The sequence below is a fragment of the Aneurinibacillus thermoaerophilus genome (genome assembly GCF_019603355.1).
GTDB lineage: Bacteria > Bacillota > Bacilli > Aneurinibacillales > Aneurinibacillaceae > Aneurinibacillus > Aneurinibacillus thermoaerophilus.
Genome location: NZ_CP080764.1, coordinates 559,393 through 577,470 on the forward strand (window position 1 = coordinate 559,393; position 18,078 = coordinate 577,470).

The 18,078-nt window shown below is 44.1% G+C and carries 20 protein-coding genes; 12 read left to right on the plus strand and 8 right to left on the minus strand.

What is annotated here, in order from left to right:
- The first annotated feature begins 20 nt into the window (after positions 1 to 20).
- From K3F53_RS03025 to K3F53_RS03035, 3 genes are read left to right on the plus strand one after another with little or no spacing between them, the layout of a single operon-like run.
- Positions 21 to 173: a hypothetical protein gene (locus K3F53_RS03025; RefSeq protein ID WP_156424100.1), complete on the plus strand. Its 153-nt coding sequence runs from the start codon at positions 21 to 23 to the stop codon at positions 171 to 173.
- Positions 170 to 904 (plus strand): ABC transporter ATP-binding protein, encoded by a 735-nt coding sequence (locus K3F53_RS03030; RefSeq protein WP_057899876.1) that lies wholly within the window; start codon positions 170 to 172, stop codon positions 902 to 904. Before K3F53_RS03025 ends, K3F53_RS03030 begins: the two co-directional genes overlap by 4 nt.
- Entirely contained in the window at positions 894 to 2,393 is a 1,500-nt protein-coding gene (locus K3F53_RS03035; protein ID WP_057899875.1) for a hypothetical protein, read from the plus strand. Before K3F53_RS03030 ends, K3F53_RS03035 begins: the two co-directional genes overlap by 11 nt.
- 76 nt (positions 2,394 to 2,469) lie before the next feature.
- On the opposite strand, the gene K3F53_RS03040 is transcribed toward K3F53_RS03035, so the two are convergent.
- The gene (locus K3F53_RS03040) at positions 2,470 to 3,333 is read right to left on the minus strand and encodes a DUF421 domain-containing protein (protein ID WP_057899874.1); all 864 of its coding nucleotides are present in this window, start codon (positions 3,331 to 3,333) and stop codon (positions 2,470 to 2,472) included.
- Between the two features lie 261 nt (positions 3,334 to 3,594).
- Complete coding sequence (locus tag K3F53_RS03045) at positions 3,595 to 3,753, minus strand: hypothetical protein (RefSeq protein WP_156424099.1); 159 nt, start codon at positions 3,751 to 3,753, stop codon at positions 3,595 to 3,597.
- Between the two features lie 117 nt (positions 3,754 to 3,870).
- Between K3F53_RS03045 and K3F53_RS03050 the strand changes: the two genes are divergently transcribed.
- From K3F53_RS03050 to K3F53_RS03080, 7 genes are all read left to right on the plus strand, one after another.
- Positions 3,871 to 5,214: an aspartate aminotransferase family protein gene (locus tag K3F53_RS03050; RefSeq protein WP_220559327.1), complete on the plus strand. Its 1,344-nt coding sequence runs from the start codon at positions 3,871 to 3,873 to the stop codon at positions 5,212 to 5,214.
- 68 nt (positions 5,215 to 5,282) lie between these two features.
- A complete protein-coding gene (locus K3F53_RS03055; RefSeq protein WP_057899872.1) occupies positions 5,283 to 6,716 on the plus strand; it encodes a sodium:solute symporter family protein in 1,434 nt (477 codons plus the stop codon).
- Positions 6,717 to 7,230: 514 nt separating this feature from the next.
- On the plus strand, positions 7,231 to 8,184 hold the full coding sequence (corA, locus tag K3F53_RS03060; protein ID WP_057899871.1) for a magnesium/cobalt transporter CorA: 954 nt from the start codon (positions 7,231 to 7,233) through the stop codon (positions 8,182 to 8,184).
- 127 nt (positions 8,185 to 8,311) lie between these two features.
- Positions 8,312 to 9,652, plus strand: a complete 1,341-nt coding sequence (locus K3F53_RS03065; RefSeq protein WP_057899870.1) for a sodium-dependent transporter — start codon at positions 8,312 to 8,314, stop codon at positions 9,650 to 9,652.
- 93 nt (positions 9,653 to 9,745) lie between these two features.
- Positions 9,746 to 10,171, plus strand: a complete 426-nt coding sequence (locus K3F53_RS03070; RefSeq protein WP_057899869.1) for an Hsp20/alpha crystallin family protein — start codon at positions 9,746 to 9,748, stop codon at positions 10,169 to 10,171.
- An 85-nt stretch (positions 10,172 to 10,256) separates the two neighbouring features.
- Complete coding sequence (locus tag K3F53_RS03075; protein ID WP_246615677.1) at positions 10,257 to 10,598, plus strand: thioredoxin family protein; 342 nt, start codon at positions 10,257 to 10,259, stop codon at positions 10,596 to 10,598.
- Positions 10,599 to 10,766: 168 nt separating this feature from the next.
- Entirely contained in the window at positions 10,767 to 12,107 is a 1,341-nt protein-coding gene (locus tag K3F53_RS03080) for a sodium-dependent transporter (RefSeq protein WP_057899868.1), read from the plus strand.
- 80 nt (positions 12,108 to 12,187) lie between these two features.
- Here K3F53_RS03080 and K3F53_RS03085 read toward each other — a convergent pair whose 3' ends face one another.
- Entirely contained in the window at positions 12,188 to 12,412 is a 225-nt protein-coding gene (locus K3F53_RS03085) for a DUF1128 domain-containing protein (RefSeq protein WP_057900430.1), read from the minus strand.
- A gap of 238 nt (positions 12,413 to 12,650) precedes the next feature.
- On the opposite strand from K3F53_RS03085, the gene K3F53_RS03090 reads away from it, so the two are divergent.
- On the plus strand, positions 12,651 to 12,965 hold the full coding sequence (locus tag K3F53_RS03090) for a rhodanese-like domain-containing protein (protein WP_057899867.1): 315 nt from the start codon (positions 12,651 to 12,653) through the stop codon (positions 12,963 to 12,965).
- A 190-nt stretch (positions 12,966 to 13,155) separates the two neighbouring features.
- Here K3F53_RS03090 and bacA read toward each other — a convergent pair whose 3' ends face one another.
- From bacA to K3F53_RS03115, 5 genes are all read right to left on the minus strand, one after another.
- Entirely contained in the window at positions 13,156 to 13,953 is a 798-nt protein-coding gene (gene bacA, locus K3F53_RS03095; RefSeq protein ID WP_057899866.1) for an undecaprenyl-diphosphate phosphatase, read from the minus strand.
- 275 nt (positions 13,954 to 14,228) lie between these two features.
- Positions 14,229 to 14,717 carry a PaaI family thioesterase gene (locus K3F53_RS03100; RefSeq protein ID WP_236781909.1) on the minus strand — a complete coding sequence of 163 codons (489 nt, stop codon included), beginning with the start codon at positions 14,715 to 14,717 and terminating at the stop codon, positions 14,229 to 14,231.
- Positions 14,665 to 15,678: a cation diffusion facilitator family transporter gene (locus K3F53_RS03105; protein WP_220559328.1), complete on the minus strand. Its 1,014-nt coding sequence runs from the start codon at positions 15,676 to 15,678 to the stop codon at positions 14,665 to 14,667. Before K3F53_RS03105 ends, K3F53_RS03100 begins: the two co-directional genes overlap by 53 nt.
- 166 nt (positions 15,679 to 15,844) lie before the next feature.
- Positions 15,845 to 16,030: a YlaF family protein gene (locus tag K3F53_RS03110; protein WP_057899863.1), complete on the minus strand. Its 186-nt coding sequence runs from the start codon at positions 16,028 to 16,030 to the stop codon at positions 15,845 to 15,847.
- Between the two features lie 52 nt (positions 16,031 to 16,082).
- Positions 16,083 to 16,451, minus strand: a complete 369-nt coding sequence (locus K3F53_RS03115; protein ID WP_057899862.1) for a hypothetical protein — start codon at positions 16,449 to 16,451, stop codon at positions 16,083 to 16,085.
- Positions 16,452 to 16,665: 214 nt separating this feature from the next.
- Here K3F53_RS03115 and rlmD point away from each other — a divergent pair, with 214 nt between their 5' ends.
- On the plus strand, positions 16,666 to 18,072 hold the full coding sequence (gene rlmD / locus K3F53_RS03120) for a 23S rRNA (uracil(1939)-C(5))-methyltransferase RlmD (RefSeq protein ID WP_220559329.1): 1,407 nt from the start codon (positions 16,666 to 16,668) through the stop codon (positions 18,070 to 18,072).
- Positions 18,073 to 18,078 lie beyond the last annotated feature (6 nt).

Sequence of the window (18,078 nt, forward strand, 5' to 3'; positions counted from 1 at the left end):
TACAAGGAGGAGATAACATCATGAATCAGCTTATCTTTCGGCTCGTCATTCTGGCTTTATTTATCTTTGTGGCCATCAAAAACGGGAACAAAGGCGGATGGGTCACCTATGCGATTTGGGCTGCGGCTGCCATTTGGGCCATTGATACTATAAGAAGGGTTCGGAAACGATGAAGACGGCTTTCGTACTTACTGTAAAAAATCTAAGCAAAACATACGGGGAATACAAGGCGGTTCACCCTTTGACTTTTTGTATACGACCCGGAGAAATTCACGGTTTATTAGGTCCAAATGGCGCTGGAAAAACCACTACAATTAAAATGATTATTGGTGTCTTAGAGAAAACGTCTGGAGATATTGAAATCAATGGCATTTCTTTGCAGGAGGAGCCAGTCCGAGCGAAGAGGAATGTATTTTATGTACCCGATCATCCTGTGCTTTTTGAAAAAATGACTGGAAAAGATTTTTTATCTTTTATGGCTGATCTGTATGGTGTTGATTACTGTTCGTCTCTTGTTGAAATTGAATCGGTGATAAATCGGTTTCAGCTGACTCCACATCTAGCAAAAAGCATTGGTGAGATGTCGCTTGGAACCCGGCAAAAACTGTTGCTTACCGCCGGTCTTATGGTGCGGGCTCCACTGCTTATTCTGGATGAACCGATCGTAGGTCTCGATCCTGAATCGATCCTGTATTTTAAGGAATGCTTGCGCGAGTATGCCCAGCAGGGAGGAGCCGTCCTGTTTTCCACACACCTGTTATTCATGGCTCAGGAACTATGTACTCATCTGGTCGTTATGAAACAAGGAACGATGATCGCTGCCGGGCCTGCCAGCGAACTCATATCAAAACAAAACCAAAATCTGGAGCAGGTATTTATGGAGATGATAGCACATGGGGAGTAAAGCGACCTGGCTGCTTGCGCGAACGATCTTGCGAGACTATTTTACTTTTACCAAGAAAAAGACGATTTTATTTATCGTGACGATAATATTGTTGTGGAACGTTCTTTATGAAAATGCAGGGCTTTTTTTTCACAGTGTTTCCTTCCTCTTGCCTTCAAATCTTGTGATGCTTTCGCTGATCGGAACGCAAATTATTTTTTTATATGTGACATTTAACTGGTTGATGTCAGCGCTTTATTACGGCAAGAATACAGAAACGCTGCTGGCCCTGCCCTTTACTAAAAGCCGGATCGTATGGACTTATTTTGCGGTGACCTTGTTGCGGTTTTATGCCTTCAAATTGTTATTTTTCTTGCCGCTTGTATACGCGGCGATGAGAGCAGGCGACTCTTCCTGGACGGAGTGGGGCCTTATCATGGCCAGCCTCTTTCTGTTTCCGGTTTTCACGCAAGAGCTTTCTTTGCTGCTTTTGTTAGTTCTCTTTTCATTTTCTGTAAGAAAAGGGGGGCAGCACATCGCAATAATCCTAGCGGCAGTGCTGTTCATTCTCACTGCTGCGCTCTGGCTTCGAAGTCATCCAGCGTATCTTAACGCGATAGCGGAAACGGTACATCATCCAGCATTTTGGTTCGGGCTGAGCGGGAGTATTGGGGCGTTAGCCGTTCTTCTTCAATTTTTCATTGAAAAAAGCTGGCTAAAAGGGCGTGAGCAGGCGAAGCAAACGAGCGTTGCGGCCGATTTTCTTCCCGGGATGAACAATCAATTGCTGAAAAGGGAAATCAAAAACTTTTTTCTTACGCCTACGTTTATTATTAACTATATTGCCATGGCCATGCTGGGAACAGTGTTTGTATTCTTTTTCATTAATAACTTATCGGCGCAGCTGTTTCCTTCCGTTTTTTCCGCAGATGACATATTCATGCGAGGAAGCGCTATTTTTGCGGCGATTTATTTGTTAGCCATGATGATGTCAAGTTCTACCGTAGCATTTTCGCGGGATGGAACGGAATGGACATATCTGCGTTGCCTTCCGCTTTCTTTTTCGGCACTTTTTCATATCAAGCTTTGGTTTTGTTATGCTGTAGATATATTGGCTGTCTTTCCGGCTGCAATCTTTTTATTCTGGTGGCTTCCGCTCGGCTCGGTTGTTATGATACCCGTGCTTGGGGTTGCGATCGCTGGAAGCATTTTGACGCAAACCCTTGTCAAAATGGCTGTGGATGCTATATGCCCCCAGTTTGCGTGGAACAGTCCGGCGCAAGCGCTGCGCCATCCGAAACGCTATATTGCCTATTTGGTGAATCTTATCGTTATGGGTTTATACGGAGGAATTGGCTGGGGTTCCTATCACTACGGAGTGTTTTCCTTTTTTGAAACAATTTTTCTTATTATATTAATGGAAGCTATAGTAGCCGCGTTTCTTTATTTATTTTTACGCATTGAAGGAAAAAAAGCGGATCGTCTTTCCAGCTGTATATTGAAGGTATAACAGGTTTTAGCATCATTCATTCATGCAGAGGCCGTTCTGGATGTTCAGGCGGCTTCTGCATGAAGGGTACCATAGGCTATTTTTGTTGCAAATAAGGAGTCACCTGCTCGATAACTTGTTGTAACGCTTTGGCATTCATTTCGTATTCCTGCTTGACTTTTTGATCTGTCGTTTCAAGTGCGAAACTTTCTAAATCGGCTTGGCATTTTTTCAAGGTCGCCAATACTAACGGAAGTTCCTGGGGAGTTGGCACCGTAATGTTATCGTTATACAAATCGACATATAGCTGGCCATAGCTATCCACCTGGCCCAAATATACATTATCCAAGGATACTCCTATTTTATCCAAGGCGGTGTGCAACCATCTTACAGATAAACCAGCCGCCTTAAGAGGTTCCAGCATAATCTTGCCGTCCAGAATGACGGTTTGCGCTTCTTTTACCGGGGCTGGTTTCATCTGCAAGTCGCTTGGGGTAAGCGGCTGTTTGTCTTTTTTCAACAGCACGCTAACCTCCCCGTTTTGTTCAAGGACAGCAAATTCCACATCAGCCACAGAAAACACATTTTTTAAACGCAGCTGTTCCAATAATTCCTCTCCAGCATATCTTTCCTTTTTTAGATTTTCCTCCATGATCTTTCCATCTTTTATCAGAACAGTCGCATTCCCCTCCACAATGTCATTAAACTTTTTATTTTTGAGCGCTAAATAACCGAAAAGAATAGGAATAAGCGCCCAGATAAATAAACTGGTAAAGCCATGCAGCCAATTCGCTTCAAGGTCGGATGAAATAAAGGCCGCGAGCGAACCTATGGTAATTCCTACCACATAATCAAAAAAAGTTATTTGGGAAAGTTGGCGTTTTCCCATCAATCTTGTTAAAAAGAGCAATACAACAATGGATATAATGGAACGAATAATCACTTCTAAAAAATTAGGCAATAGACTCCCTCCTTTGACAACAAAGATGCAAATTTTTTTCGTTTATAGTTTGCTTTGCAGGCGTAAATGATAAACATGGAATTTTGAAATTTGTTGCTTTAGACCTTACGTTTTCAATACGTAATCAGGTATTTCGTCAGGCCGGACATTTCGTCTAATTTAAAAATAAATCAATCAATTCAAAAATGAATAATTACTTATGTATCAAAAGTTTTTTAAATATATCAGAAATAGTAAAAATGGTTTTTATTCAAAAATGAATCAATCGGAAGTTGAGCCGATGAGAAGTCTACGTGAAGAAACATGGAACGGGTGAAAAGCGAGTTGAATGTTCTCCGGAATAAGTACCAGCTTGCGTATGGTATGATTATCAAGAGCGAGAAAATGATACAGAACGACGACGGAAATAGCAAAAGCCATCGGTATTAGTCAACCTTTCGTTTCTCGTAAAATTAAAAAATACAGAATAAAATAAAAATGGTATAGAATTTGCAAATTCTAAAGAAACGAAATTACGTGCCAGAGGAGAGAATTTGCATGACAGAGAATAGCTGGATGAAATTGTTCAAAAAGATGCCGGATTTGCTTGCGCCGACGATGGCGAAAGATCACCCGAATTTGCCGGTTGTGAAGGAAGAAGGATGTTATTACTACGGATTGGACGGCAAGAAGTATCTAGATTTCACATCAGGCATTGCGGTAGCGAACACCGGACATCGACATCCAAGAGTAGTGCAGGCGATTAAAGACGCTGCCGATCGGCTTATGCACGGACCGTCCGGGGTTATTATGTATGAATCGCTGCTTCGTTTGGCAGATGAATTGACACGCATCATGCCGAAAGGACTGGATTGTTTCTTCTTTGCGAATAGTGGCACGGAAGCGATTGAAGGAGCTATCAAGTTGGCCAAGCATGTTACCAGAAGACCGTATGTAGTTTCATTTACAGGGTGCTTCCATGGGCGTTCTCTGGGAGCATTAAGCGTCACTACTTCAAAGAGCAAGTACCGAAAATATTTGCAACCGAACGGATTGACGTATCAACTGCCGTATGCGAATCCGAAAGATTGTCCGCCAGAGGAAAATCCGGACACGTACTTCGCAAGCAAGCTGGAAAAAGACGCGGCTTCTCTGTTTGCGCATCAGGTCACTCCCGAAGAGGTGGCGTGCATGATTCTGGAGCCGGTGCTCGGAGAAGGAGGATATATCGTGCCGCCGCAAGGCTGGTTGCGCAAAGTACGGGAGATTTGTGATCGGTATGGAATTTTGCTGATCTTCGACGAGGTACAGACTGGATTTGGCCGCACGGGCGAATGGTTTGCCGCGCAAACGTTTGGTGTTACTCCTGATATTATGGCGATAGCCAAAGGGATCGCTTCCGGACTTCCGCTAAGCGCGACGGTCGCCTCCAAGGAGCTAATGAAACAATGGCCGCTGGGCAGCCATGGTACAACATTCGGCGGCAACCCGATTGCGTGTGCGGCGGCGCTCGCAACGCTGGAAGTATTTAAAGAAGAAAGGTTATTGGAAAATTGCCGGGAAGTTGGGACTTATGCCCGTGAAAAGCTGGAAGAGTTGAAAGCCATGCATTCGGTGATCGGTGACGTGCGTTCAGTCGGACTGATGATTGGTATTGAGGTTATTAATCCGCGTACCGGTGAACCGAACGGCGACGGGGTCATGCATATTTTGAACCGTTGCCTGGAGAAAGGGGTTCTTTTCTATCTGTGCGGAAATAAGGGTGAGGTTATTCGTATGATTCCTCCGTTGACCGTAACGAAAGAACAGATTTATGATGGGCTGCGAATACTGGATGAAGCACTTACTGAATATGAAGCGGACATGGGAGTAAGTTCGGTGATGTCCGGCGCTGGATGTTAAATAAGAGAGGGAACGGCCCTTCTTTAGTCCATTTTTGCAGGTAAAAATGAGAGGACGGAGGAAAATAGATGAGCGTACTTGATACAACTGTTGTTCTTCTTTATTTTATTATTTTAATCGTTGTGGGATTTGTCGGGGCGAAAAAGGCGAAGACTGCAGAAGACTACGCATTGGCAGGAAGAAATCTTGGTTTGTTTATATATCTTGGATGTCTTTCCGCCGTTATTCTTGGTGGAGCATCCACAATCGGAACCGCTAAGTTAGGATATCAGTTCGGTCTTTCCGGGATATGGTTTGTTTTCATGATTGGCCTTGGTATTACCGTGCTTGGACTCGTTTTTATTCATCATATTTACGGGGCGAATGTAACGACAATCAGCGAGTTGTTGGGGCGGCGGTACAATAAGGAAACACGCTTGCTTAGCGCGTTGGTAGCTGCTATTTATACGATGATGGTTTCTGTGACCCAGGTTATAGGGATCGGAACCATTATCAACGCAGTGCTTGGCTGGAATATGACTGCTTCCATGTTGATAGGTGGAGGGATCGTGCTGTTTTACACGATTCTAGGGGGCATGTGGAGCGTCACAATGACAGACATTATCCAGTTTATTATTATGACTGTCGGTATCTTCCTGTTTATGCTGCCAATGAGCCTGTCACATGTGGGCGGATGGGAAGCGCTTACTTCCCGTTTGCCGGCTACGTATTTTGATTTTACATCGATGGGTTGGGGCGAAATTTTCCAATACTTCTTGCTCTATACGCTGGGCATGGTAGTATCGCAGGACATTTGGCAGCGCGTGTTCACAGCACGTACGACTAAAATCGCGCGCAGCGGCGCAGTATACGCAGGGCTCTATAGTTTTATATACGCGCTGGCGCTGAGCATCATCGGTATGTGCGCGCTGGTGGCGTTGCCGTCTCTTAAGGATACACAGAATGTATTCGCGAAAATGGCGCTGGAGATTCTGCCTCCTGGTATTCTCGGGCTCATTCTTGCAAGCGTGTGTTCTGCGTTGATGTCTACGGCTTCAGGAACATTACTGGCTTCATCGACGCTTTTATCGCACGATATTCTGAAGCAATACTGGCCAAAGGATATCAGCGATAAGAAGTTTGTTTTTTTGTCGCGTCTAATTACATTAGTGATTGGAGTTATCGCCATTATGTTTGCTATCTGGATTCAGGACGTGCTTGTGGCGTTGGATGTAGCATATGCCATTCTATCAGGAGCGATTTTTGTTCCGGTGGTTCTTGGATTTTTATGGAAAAAAGCAACAGCAAAAGCTGGCCTCTATTCTATTGTTATTAGTTCACTGGTGGTGTTCGGGAGTTTGGCGGTTGAAGGACTCAGTTCCACCAATCCGATCATATATGGAATTGTGACCAGTATTGTATCAATGGTTGTTCTTTCATATGTGAGCCAGCCTTCTTCTCCGTCGCAGGAGGTGAATCGGTTTGTAGAAGAGGAAGAGGGCAGAAAGTTGATAAATGGGTAAGAACTGAATGCTTCCCTTTAAAGTAGATGCTTTTATATTACGCATTTACTTTAAAGGGGTTTTTTGTAAATGTAACGCATAACCATAGTTTCGCTTTAATGTAAGCGTTTGCGATGATTTTGGAATAGAACTTATAATTTGATTAGCCGATTATTTTCTAAGTAGACGCGCAAAAACACATAAGGAAAAAATCGTATTTTTGAAGCGGGAAAAGCTACAACACAGTCCGTCACATATACTACACAGCAGGTGTTGGTTATTTACAAAAGCATTGAAAAGGGAGGATGGTTCCGACGTGCCGCGATCACGCAGCGCTTTTAAAAGAGTGGCGTGAAAAGTGCGATCCTGTGACTTTTCTTCGTTTGTTCCTGGAAAAACAGGTATAATGGTCTTCCTCATTTCTGGATTGTGATAGTATAACACCTGGCACATTTTATATTCGAGCATTGGTTGTAGCATGCATACAGATAAGGCAAGTAGGGTACAAAGAAGTAAAGAAAGGAGGAAAACCATTTTGATAGAAACACTGGCGCTAACCGACGACTTGGAACTTGTAAAGGATTTGTCGCTCGAACATCTGTCATCCCCCCGCATTGTTTGGTATTGGGTGAACTTTTATGCTCCGACTCTGGAGGAGACACGGCTTTTGAATACATATTTTCATTTTCACCCGCTCGCGATTGAAGACTGTCTTCACGCTTTACAGCGTCCGAAGGTCGATTATTATGGTGAGTATAATTTTTTTGTGCTTCATGCGCTTAATCAGGATACGTTAGACCCGGAAGAAGTAGATATGTTTGTCGGAAAAGATTTTATTGTCACGTTTCATACGGCTTCACTGCATGAAATCCGGGAAGTGAAAGAGAAGCTGATTTCTAAGCAGGAGGCTTGGGCGGAGGGGCCAGGGTATGTTGCTTATTTGTTGATTGACAAACTGGTGGACTATTATTTTCCTGCTGTTTATGAAATTGAGGATAATTTAAATGAACTCGACATCACAATGAAAGAAAATTTCAGCCGGAAGTTAATGGATGAAGTGTTCGAGATTCGAGGCGATTTGATTAAATTGAGGCGCATCATTAGCTCTATGCGCGATTTGCTGTACCGGATTTTAAATTCGGAACGCCTTCGCGAATTTAAAGAGTCGCAAGTATATTTTACCGACGTATACGATCACTTGCTTCGCCTGTCAGAAATTGTGGATGCCAGCCGCGACATTACAGCGGATATGCGGGATAGTTATATTTCTTTTACTTCGCACCGTATGAATAATATTATGGTCACTCTTACCATTATTTCGTCTATTTTTATTCCGCTTACGTTTATTGTCGGGGTGTATGGCATGAACTTTGAGTATATGCCTGAACTTAAGTGGAAATACGGGTATTTTTTGGTATGGGGTGTTATGATTGCGGTAGCCGGTTCCCTGATTTGGTGGTTCCACCGCAAAGGTTGGTTTGATATGTGAAGGTTTCATTCCCAATTTTTTGATATAGTTTTTTTATAAAGAATATTATGATATAATTTCATTTCTAAAAACTTGTTTTCGTTATATATGTAGCAGAGAAAAAATAAGGGGAGAGTTGAGAGGGAGAATGAAGCAGTCAGAGCAATGGACATCGAAGTTGGGATTCATTTTGGCGGCTGCCGGTTCGGCGATTGGTCTTGGCGCTATTTGGAAATTTCCTTATGTCACTGGGACGAGCGGAGGTGGCGCGTTTTTTGTTTTGTTTCTTTTATTTACGGTACTCGTCGGTTTGCCACTTTTGCTTGGTGAGTTTGTCATTGGCCGCAGCACGCAGCAGGAAGCGATTACGGCCTATAAAACGATTGCACCCGGGACAGGTTGGCATTGGATTGGCCGGCTTGGCGTTGTGACGTGTTTCATTCTACTATCTTTCTACAGCGTAGTAGGCGGTTGGATTGTATTGTACTTGTTCCGCAGTGTAACAGGTCAGTTAATTGATGTAGAAGGCGGTTATGAAAAGCTGTTCGAAACCGTTATTGCCGATCCGGTCATGACGGTCGGTGCGCAGTTTGTTTTTATGCTGTTCACGATTTTTGTCGTAGCCCGGGGCGTGCAGGACGGGATTGAAAAAGCAAATAAGTATATGATGCCGGCTTTGTTTCTCTTGTTCCTCGTGCTGATTATTCGCTCTTTGACACTGGATGGCGCGATGAAAGGTATAACGTTTTTCCTGCGGCCTGACTTTTCGAAGCTGACTTCGGAAGCGGTGTTGTATGCGCTGGGGCAATCGTTCTTTTCGCTAAGTGTTGGTGTGTCGGTTATGGTTACGTACAGTTCGTATCTCGCCCAAAACGAGAGTTTGCCGCGTTCAGCAGCGTCTATCGTCGGTCTGAATCTGTTGATTTCCCTGCTTGCAGGATTGGCAATTTTTCCGGCAGTGTTCTCGTTAGGTGTAGAGCCGACGGCAGGGCCTGGATTGCTCTTTATGGTGCTTCCGTCGGTATTTTCGAAAATTCCGCTGGGTGGCTTATTTTTAACCATTTTCCTTGTACTGTTTTTGTTTGCAACACTGACATCTGCATTTTCCATGCTGGAAATTATCGTCGCTTCACTGGTAAAAGGCGATATGACAAAGCGTAAAAAGATAGCTTGGCTTACCGGTCTGCTGATTTTTGTGGCAGGTGTTCCTTCAGCGTTGTCTTACGGCGTATTAAGTGAATGGACGATATTTGGCAAGAGTATTTTTGATGCTGCTGATTTTCTTGTAAGCAACATTCTGATGCCGCTTGGCGCGTTGCTGATTGCTATTTTTGTACCGCTGAAGATGAAGAGGGATATGCTGCTCAAAGAAATCAGTATGGGTTCAACGAACGGACGGCGTTTTTTCGCCGTATGGCTTATGCTTTTGCGTTATGTGGCGCCGATTGTCATCATAATTGTCTTTATGGATGTGTTAGACGTTATATAAACGTAGAATGAAATATTCATGTTTGAGTTCGGATATTTCCGGGAAAATAATAAGGGGAACAAGATACTTTAAAATTGAAGGGGGAATATTGCTATGCCATTTCTTCCAGGCGATCGTTTGCGTAATTTTGATATGCTGAAGCGAGAGTTCATGAACATGTTTCCCGATTTATTGTCCGAATTTAATCTTTATTCGCTGCGCATCGACGTGTATGAGACGGAAACACACGTGGTGGCGTCCTGCGAGATTCCTGGTATTGCCAACAAAGAAGATATCGACATTCAGATTGACGATAACGCGTTGACGATTAGCGGTACGGTAAATAAAGGACATGAAGTGCAAGAGGAGCAACTTTACCGCAGGGAGCGCTTTTCGGGCCGGTTCGATCGAACCGTAATGTTGCCAGCGTCTGTTATCGCCGAAGAATCGAAAGCAAGCTATAAAAATGGTATCCTTGAAATTCGGATGCCGAAGGCGAATTCAAGTCGCAAGAAAAAAGTGAACATCGACTTTCTGTAAGCGTGATGATGGGGAAATATACAGAAGGAAAGGGAGTCTCACAGAGGCTCCTTTCTTACTTTTCAAGGAAAAGGAGGATGGTTTGTTGGAAGAGGTAAACGGACAACAGCTCAAGTATCGTTGCGCAGACATTAGGGCATCGTTCGCCGTTTATTTTTATACGCCGCTATGTGGCACGTGCAGGGTCGCTGAAAAAATGTTGCAGGTAGTGGAAGCGACGCTGCCTGGCTTGCCGCTTTACAAAAGCAATATTAACTTTATGTCGGAGCTGGCATTTGAATGGGAGATCAAAAGCGTGCCTTGTTTAATTCTCGTGGAACATGGAAAAGTGGCGCGCAAGCTGTATGCTATGCGTTCAGTGTCTGATTTGTATGAAGCATTAAAACCATTGCTTAATAAGGAAGCAGGAAAAGAACAAAAGGAATAATTTTTGGAAATCATCTGCTTGCATGAAAGCGTTAAACATAGTATGCTAAAACCGTTCGTTTGATAGATAACATATATAATGTTTTAGTTTTTTAGTAAAATACTTATCCGAGATAGGAGAAATATCAAAGTGATGGGTACAGTTTAGAGGAGAAGAGGAGAGAGCAGAATGAGTAAACATACGCAATGGACATCGAGACTCGGGTTTATTCTGGCGGCTGCCGGTTCGGCAATCGGTCTCGGCGCCATCTGGAAGTTTCCTTATATGACCGGAACGGGAGGAGGCGGCGCATTTTTTGTTGTATTCCTCCTGTTTACCGTATTCATTGGAATGCCGCTATTGCTTGCGGAATTTATTATCGGGCGCAGCACGCAGAAAGAAGCGGTTAGTGCGTATAAAGCGCTTGTTCCTGGAACAGCCTGGCCGTGGCTCGGCCGGCTTGGCGTTTTGACGTGCTTTATTGTACTGTCATTTTACAGCGTAGTCGGTGGTTGGATTTTGCTGTATTTATTGCGTGGCGTTAGCGGACAACTGTGGGAAAGCGGTGTAACGTATGAACGGTTATTTGAGCAAATGATCGCTAATCCGTACGAAACTGTTGGGGCTCAGTTCGTGTTTTTGCTGTATGTGATATATGTGGTGGCCCGAGGCGTGCAGGACGGGATTGAGAAAGCGAATAAGTATATGATGCCAGCGCTGTTTTTGCTGTTTATCGCATTGATTATCCGTGCGTTGACGCTGGACGGAGCATGGGAAGGCGTTGTATTTTTTCTGAAGCCTGACTTTTCGGAACTGACGTCGGAAGCTGTGCTGTATGCGATGGGGCAATCGTTTTTCTCACTAACTGTGGGCGCTTCGGTTATGGTTACGTACAGTTCATATTTATCAAAACGGGAGAGCTTGACGAAATCAGCGACATCTATTGTAAGCTTGACGGTGCTTATTTCTTTTTTAGCCGGCTTGGCGATTTTTCCGGCGGTATTCTCGCTCGGACTTGAACCGACGGAAGGTCCCGGCCTTTTATTTATTGTTCTTCCATCTGTATTTAGCAAGATACCATTTGGCGAACTATTTTTTGTAATTTTTCTTTTGTTGTTTTTGTTTGCGGCGCTGACGTCTGCTTTTTCCATGCTGGAGATCATTGTAGCCGCATGGACAGGAGGCCGGCAAGAAAAACGGAAGAAAGTTGCTGTGTTCGCCGGGCTCCTTGTATTTCTTGTAGGTATTCCATCCGCGCTGTCATTTGGTGTTATGAGCGATGTGACATGGTTTGGGAAGACGGTGTTTGACATTGCGGATTACGCAGTGAGCAATGTAATGCTTCCCCTGGGCGCGTTATTGATTGCGATTTTTACGCCGTGGAAAATGTCGAAAGAAACATTGAAGCGCGAATTGAGCATAGGCACGAGCCATGGGGAAACATGGTTCGCTGCGTGGTTCCTTTTTATTCGTTATGTGGCCCCGGTTGCAATTGTCATTGTTTTTCTTGATGTAACTGGAATTATATAAAGACAGGAAGCAAGAAGTGAGAATGTAGAGAGGAAGAGGGGCAGGGGAGTTGCCCCCGCCCTCGCTCCTTATTTTTTCGCTTATGCCCGGCGAAGGCTGCCGAGCTCATTTACGATGGCCTCCATTTCGCTGATGCTGAACGAATCTTTTTTCATTACCATTTCATAAATGTCGCGCAGTTCTTCATATTTTTCCTCATCAAAATGGGAAGAGCGAATGGCTGCTGCGTTAACAACCCGCAGTTTGTTTTTAATCCCTTCAATCATAAACTCTATATTTTCTGTTGACTTTTTCGATAAATCCACTTTTTTCATCCTTTCCATCTTCGGATTTTATTGATTGTAACACGTTTCTTTTGAAATTTGGTGATTGATTGCATATTTCGTGTCATGGGAATATTATACTTGGGTCTATTTTATTCTATTTGAGGGAACTTTCCATTATTAAAACAAGAGATATTTCTAAAAATATAAAATTTTATCTTTGCAATCGTGATGGTTATAATAAAGCTAAGATGAATTTTGAGTGAGGGAGAGGAATCTCATGGCAGACAAACATACGATTGCAGCCGAAGAATTTGCGGCGCAGTATAAAGCGGGAAAATTGGATGAAGCGTACATTATGGATGTCCGTGAGCCGTATGAATGGGAGGCCGGTCATCTTGATAAGGCGCATCATGTCCCGATGAATACGGTTCCAGAACGTCTTGCAGAACTGAATAAAACAGAAACGATGTATATTGTTTGCGCACATGGTGTGCGCAGCTGGCATGTAACGCAGTATTTGCTAGGAAATGGCTTTGAACATGTAATCAACGTCGAAGGTGGAATGGCGGAAATTGAACAGTATTTAAAATAAAAAGAAAGCCGGGCTATGGACATATTCTCCCCTTCTTCTCAGGCGATGCTGCCTTTAAAGAATTTTTCTTTCAAGTAAAAAAGGCAACCAAGCCTCAGGAAGAAGGAGAGATTTGTCAACATTACAGAGATGTTTCGTCTAAACATTTTTTGATTAATTTTATAGCAGGATTGTTATCGCTTTGTTTTTGCTATTTCAGAATGAAGAAATAAAATACGACTGCTAACGCAAAACGATAAATGGCAAATGGTGTAAGACTGACTCTTTCCAGCAGTTTGAGGAAAGAGACAATCGCTAGCATCGCCACTACCATAGCGGTAATAAATCCTGTGGCAAAGAAGCCGAAATCGCTGACGGACAGGTAGTCCCAGCTTTTGATCAAATCCAGACCAGTTGCGCCCATCATGACCGGAATAGCCAGAATGAATGTAAACTCGGCTGCCGCTTTATGGCTTGTTCCAAGCAAAATACCGCCAGCAATGGTTGCTCCGGAGCGGGAAAAGCCGGGCCATAACGCCAAGCACTGGAACAAGCCAATGCCGAAAGCCTGCCGGTAGCTAATGTCATCCACCGTTCTTGCTGTCGCGCGAGGCTGAAGCTTTTCCGCTGCGATCATTAAAATGCCTCCGATAATAAGGCTAAGCAGCACCGTCCAGGCAGAAAACAGCTTTTCTTTAATGAAATCATGCAGCAAAACCCCGGCAATTCCCGCGGGAAGAATACCGATAATGATATGTAGCAGGTTGAGCTGTGGACCTAATGCATGTCTTCTGCTGATCCCTAGCAATCCTAAAATTCTCTTCCAGAATAGAAGCAGAACGGCACAAATCGAACCAAGCTGGATAACAATCGCGAATGTTTTCCATTTTTCCTCGGTCGCTCCCAGTAGGGTTTCAGTCAAAATTAAGTGACCTGTGGAAGATACCGGCAGAAATTCTGTCAGTCCCTCCACAATGCCCAGAATGATAGCTGTTACATATTCTCCCATATGTATCCTCCAAATGTTTCTCCAATTTTTATTGAATGGTTCAACAGAGATTATTATATAATTGAAGCGGGATAGTCACCACCTTTTTTCAAAAAATAAGCGTTTCTGCGGGATGTGAAGATAAGTACATAAGAGGAGTCTTGGAAAAGAAGTGTATTATAAATCCGTCAACAGGCCCAAAGTATAACTTTGCATTTGAGGAATATACACTACAACATTTAGACTTGAATTTGCTATGCTTATTTTGGACAAATGGCTTATTTCACTCTATAGAACTAATCTTTATTTCGGCGCAGCTGAAGGAAGGTGCCGGTAGCTGTTACGATGAGTTCGCCGCGGTCATTATGCACATGGCATGCCATCTGCCAGATGTCCTGCGCTTGGTGAATGACACGTGCAGTTGCCGTTAATTTTTTGCCGGTTCCTGCCTTATGATAACGAACGTTCATTTCGAGTGTCACGAACTTGTCTTTATCGGAAATTCGTTTTTCTAACATCCATCCCATTGCCATATCTGCCAGCGTGGCAGTAATTCCGCCATAGACGATTCGGTACGGATTTAATATTTGCCGGCTAATAGGCATGGAGCAGACGAATTCGTCCGGCTGTTCACTTTTTTCTTCTGTTACACCAAGGAAATTTCCGAGAAATGGATACCTATTTTCTTTCATGATAGAAAGTGCGTTCAACGTTTGGATGATTGCTTTCAGTTCACGTTCTGACAGACCTTCGATTGCTTTGATTACTTCTTGCTTTGTCATCATCTTCCCCTATTTTCTTCAATTGACCTTTTTTATCGCAAATGTTTTCTTCCTGACACATTGTCATATCTTCGATTTGAATGGTTGTATGAGAGATATGAAACCTTTCCCTGAATATCTGATTGGCGGTACGCAGCACATCGCCGCCCTGCGCGAGATTGCGCACGACAATATGACAGCTGAGCGCTGGAAAACCAGATGTCACAGTCCAGACATGCAGATCGTGCACTTCTACTACTCCTTCCAGCGCGAGCACGGCGCACCGCATTTCTTCTACATCCATTCCTGCTGGCACACCTTCCATTAATACATTAACAGAATCGCGGATGATGCGCCAGGTGGACACTAGTATGAGCATGGCCACAATTATACTTGCAATGGGATCGGCAATTGTCCAGCCAAATAGCCAGATAAGAAGTCCAGCTATGATGGCTCCGACCGAACCGAGCATATCGCCGAGTACATGCAGAAACGCGCTGCGTACATTTAAGTTTTTAGAGGTATCGCCGCCCCGCATCAAAATCCAAGCCGCGGCAATATTGATGAGAAGACCGAATGCAGCAATCGTCATCATGCTGATGCTGGCGACTGGTTGTGGCGAGAATAGGCGATCGTACGCTTCGATAAAGATGTATAAGGAGATAATGATAAGTGTGATACCATTTAGCAAAGCGGCCAGAATTTCCGTCCGTTTATAGCCGTATGTTTTTGTCGCGGTGGTTGGCTTGGTGGCGAGACGCATAGCGAATAGACTTAAAAATAGGGAAGCAGCGTCGCTTAGCATATGCCCGGCATCGGAAATAAGTGCAAGGCTGTTGCTGAGGAGGCCGCCGAAAAACTCGACAATCATAAAGCCGGTAATTAGAATGAAAGCAAGAAACAATGACGTATGATTGGCATTTCCGTCGTGGTGGTGATGGCCGTGTCCGTGGTAGGAGTGCCCATGATCATGGTGTCCGCCCATAAAGAATCCTCCTATATTTTTGGTATTTTCAGTATATGCTTCCCAAAATTAAATTCAAGTATTCTTTTGAATATTTGCTTATTTGTGTATTTCGTTTAGTATAGAGAGGATAGTGGAAAGTAAATGGCCCGCCATTCGCAGTCTGCGAACGGCGGGCCGTTGCCCGTTATAGAGTTCCATTTTTCCGGCGCTTGCTTTTTAACATAAAGCCGAAGCCAATAATAAAGATAGCAGCTATAAAGAAAACGCCTGCCATCAGAGCGCTTCGTTCTCCGACTGAAATTCCGACTCCTATAAAGCATATGACGGCCAAAACCGCCAGCAGAAGCGACTGTTTTTGATGTTTGGTCATTCGCTTTTCACCTCAAGGAAGATTATACTACATAAGAAAGAGGAAGTCTTAATTAGATTAAGAGGTTAAGCGTTGATAATTTTTTTCCGAGCTCTTCTCCAGTTTTGGCAAGCGCCGCATAATCAGATTCATCAACCGGCTGGGAAGGGTTAGTTATGACCATAATTTTTCCCAGCACCCTTTTTTCTCCGCGAATGGGAATTTGCATGATGGATTGGTGGGCGAGCGACACAGGAGCCAATTCATTGGAAGCAGCTTTCAACATCATATTTGCTCCCTCCTGAATATAGACGCCAATCCAGCCGAAGTGCGGAACACGCTTGAAGTTGGAAACGAGTTGTTTGTAAATTTCATCGGGGTCGTCGCTCCGATGAATGGTAACAAGTGTCTCCAACGAAGCGATGGCTGTTGAAGTCGCCATATGAATTCCCCCAGATACTATTCTTTGTCCTAACCATTGTATCAGATTTATGCATGAAAAGATTGTAGTAAGTTCAGGAAGAAATCCCTGGATACGTATAACAGACATGGCGTTTTAATTTTGTCTTGGGAGTATGGAGTTTGGATTAAACCTTTTAGGCGGATATAATGTACTATACAATTGCATATATAATTGAAAAAGGATGAGTTTTTGCATGAAAACGAAAAAAAGGAAGCAAACAGACGGTGCAGAACTGGATGTTGGCCGGGAAATACTTTTAACAATAAAGCGGATTGGGATTAACGGAGAAGGTATTGGTTATTATAAGAAAAAAGCGGTATTTGTGCCCGGCGCCTTGCCTGGGGAAGTCGTGGAGGCAAGCATTACGAAAGTACAATCTTCCTACGCGGAAGGAAAAATAAAAAAAATCAAACAAACATCAGAACTTCGCCAGACGCCATTCTGTCCGGTATATGACGAATGTGGTGGTTGCCAGCTGCAGCATATGACGTATGAAGGACAATTAAAAGCAAAAGAAGATATGGTGCGTGGCGCGTTTGAGCGGTATACGGAGATGAAAGAATTGCCGCTTCGTCCGATTCTGGGCATGGACGAGCCATGGAACTACCGAAACAAGGCGCAGTTGCAGGCCGGGATGAGGGATGGAAAAGTCATTATGGGATTGTATGCGGCGGATAGCCATCGACTTGTTGATATTGGTGATTGCCCGATTCAACATCCGGAAACGAATCGTATGATTTCCGCAGCCCGTGAAGCGCTTGAAAAGTTGAATATTCCAGTATATAACGAGCGAAAGCGAACTGGAGTTGTCCGGACGATTGTGGCGCGCGTTGGCTTTGAGACTGGCGAGCAACAGCTTATTCTTGTGACGGCAGAAGATAAGTTGCCCCGCACAAAGGAACTGATTGCGGAGCTCAGGATGCGTTTGCCACGGTTGACAAGCATTAGCCAGAATATTAATAAGCGGAAGACTCCCCTAATTTTTGGCGACAAGACGATTACGCTCTGGGGAAAAGAGGCGATTGACGAGTCGCTGGGGAATGTAAAGTTCTCGCTGTCACCGCGTGCGTTCTTCCAATTGAATCCGTCCCAGACTGTGAAATTGTACAATGCTGTGAAAGAAGCAGCCGGTTTGACTGGCTCGGAGCTTGTAGTAGATGCGTACTGCGGTGTGGGCACGATTGCTCTCTGGTTGGCCCCGGATGCGCGAAAGGTGCGCGGTATTGAGGTGATTCCGGAAGCGGTGGCAGATGCGAAGCGGAACGCGGAAAAGAGCGGGATTACGAACGCGGAATTTTATGTTGGACAAGCGGAGAAATTGCTGCCACAGTGGGTCAAGCGGGGAGAACGTCCGGATGTAATTGTCGTTGATCCGCCGCGCGTTGGCTGTGACAAAGCGCTTTTAGACGCCATACTGAAAGCAAAGCCGAAGCGTTTTGTCTATGTATCGTGCAATCCGTCGACCCTGGCCAAAAACATAGCTGATTTATTAAAAGAGTACAAGCTGGAATGGGTACAGCCAGTGGATATGTTTCCACATACGGCGCATGTGGAGTGTGTCTCGAAGTTAATTCTAAAAAAAGAAGCAGGAAAAAATTAATAATTT

What these genes read in the sequence shown, in the direction of transcription:
- K3F53_RS03025 (WP_156424100.1), top strand. Translation starts at nt 21, where the DNA reads ATGAATCAGCTTATCTTTCGGCTCGTCATTCTGGCTTTATTTATCTTT.
- K3F53_RS03030 (WP_057899876.1), top strand. Translation starts at nt 170, where the DNA reads ATGAAGACGGCTTTCGTACTTACTGTAAAAAATCTAAGCAAAACATAC.
- K3F53_RS03035 (WP_057899875.1), top strand. Translation starts at nt 894, where the DNA reads ATGGGGAGTAAAGCGACCTGGCTGCTTGCGCGAACGATCTTGCGAGAC.
- K3F53_RS03045 (WP_156424099.1), bottom strand. Translation starts at nt 3,753, where the DNA reads ATGGCTTTTGCTATTTCCGTCGTCGTTCTGTATCATTTTCTCGCTCTT.
- K3F53_RS03050 (WP_220559327.1), top strand. Translation starts at nt 3,871, where the DNA reads ATGACAGAGAATAGCTGGATGAAATTGTTCAAAAAGATGCCGGATTTG.
- K3F53_RS03055 (WP_057899872.1), top strand. Translation starts at nt 5,283, where the DNA reads ATGAGCGTACTTGATACAACTGTTGTTCTTCTTTATTTTATTATTTTA.
- K3F53_RS03065 (WP_057899870.1), top strand. Translation starts at nt 8,312, where the DNA reads ATGAAGCAGTCAGAGCAATGGACATCGAAGTTGGGATTCATTTTGGCG.
- K3F53_RS03070 (WP_057899869.1), top strand. Translation starts at nt 9,746, where the DNA reads ATGCCATTTCTTCCAGGCGATCGTTTGCGTAATTTTGATATGCTGAAG.
- K3F53_RS03080 (WP_057899868.1), top strand. Translation starts at nt 10,767, where the DNA reads ATGAGTAAACATACGCAATGGACATCGAGACTCGGGTTTATTCTGGCG.
- K3F53_RS03090 (WP_057899867.1), top strand. Translation starts at nt 12,651, where the DNA reads ATGGCAGACAAACATACGATTGCAGCCGAAGAATTTGCGGCGCAGTAT.
- bacA (WP_057899866.1), bottom strand. Translation starts at nt 13,953, where the DNA reads ATGGGAGAATATGTAACAGCTATCATTCTGGGCATTGTGGAGGGACTG.
- K3F53_RS03100 (WP_236781909.1), bottom strand. Translation starts at nt 14,717, where the DNA reads ATGATGACAAAGCAAGAAGTAATCAAAGCAATCGAAGGTCTGTCAGAA.
- K3F53_RS03105 (WP_220559328.1), bottom strand. Translation starts at nt 15,678, where the DNA reads ATGGGCGGACACCATGATCATGGGCACTCCTACCACGGACACGGCCAT.
- K3F53_RS03110 (WP_057899863.1), bottom strand. Translation starts at nt 16,030, where the DNA reads ATGACCAAACATCAAAAACAGTCGCTTCTGCTGGCGGTTTTGGCCGTC.
- K3F53_RS03115 (WP_057899862.1), bottom strand. Translation starts at nt 16,451, where the DNA reads ATGGCGACTTCAACAGCCATCGCTTCGTTGGAGACACTTGTTACCATT.
- rlmD (WP_220559329.1), top strand. Translation starts at nt 16,666, where the DNA reads ATGAAAACGAAAAAAAGGAAGCAAACAGACGGTGCAGAACTGGATGTT.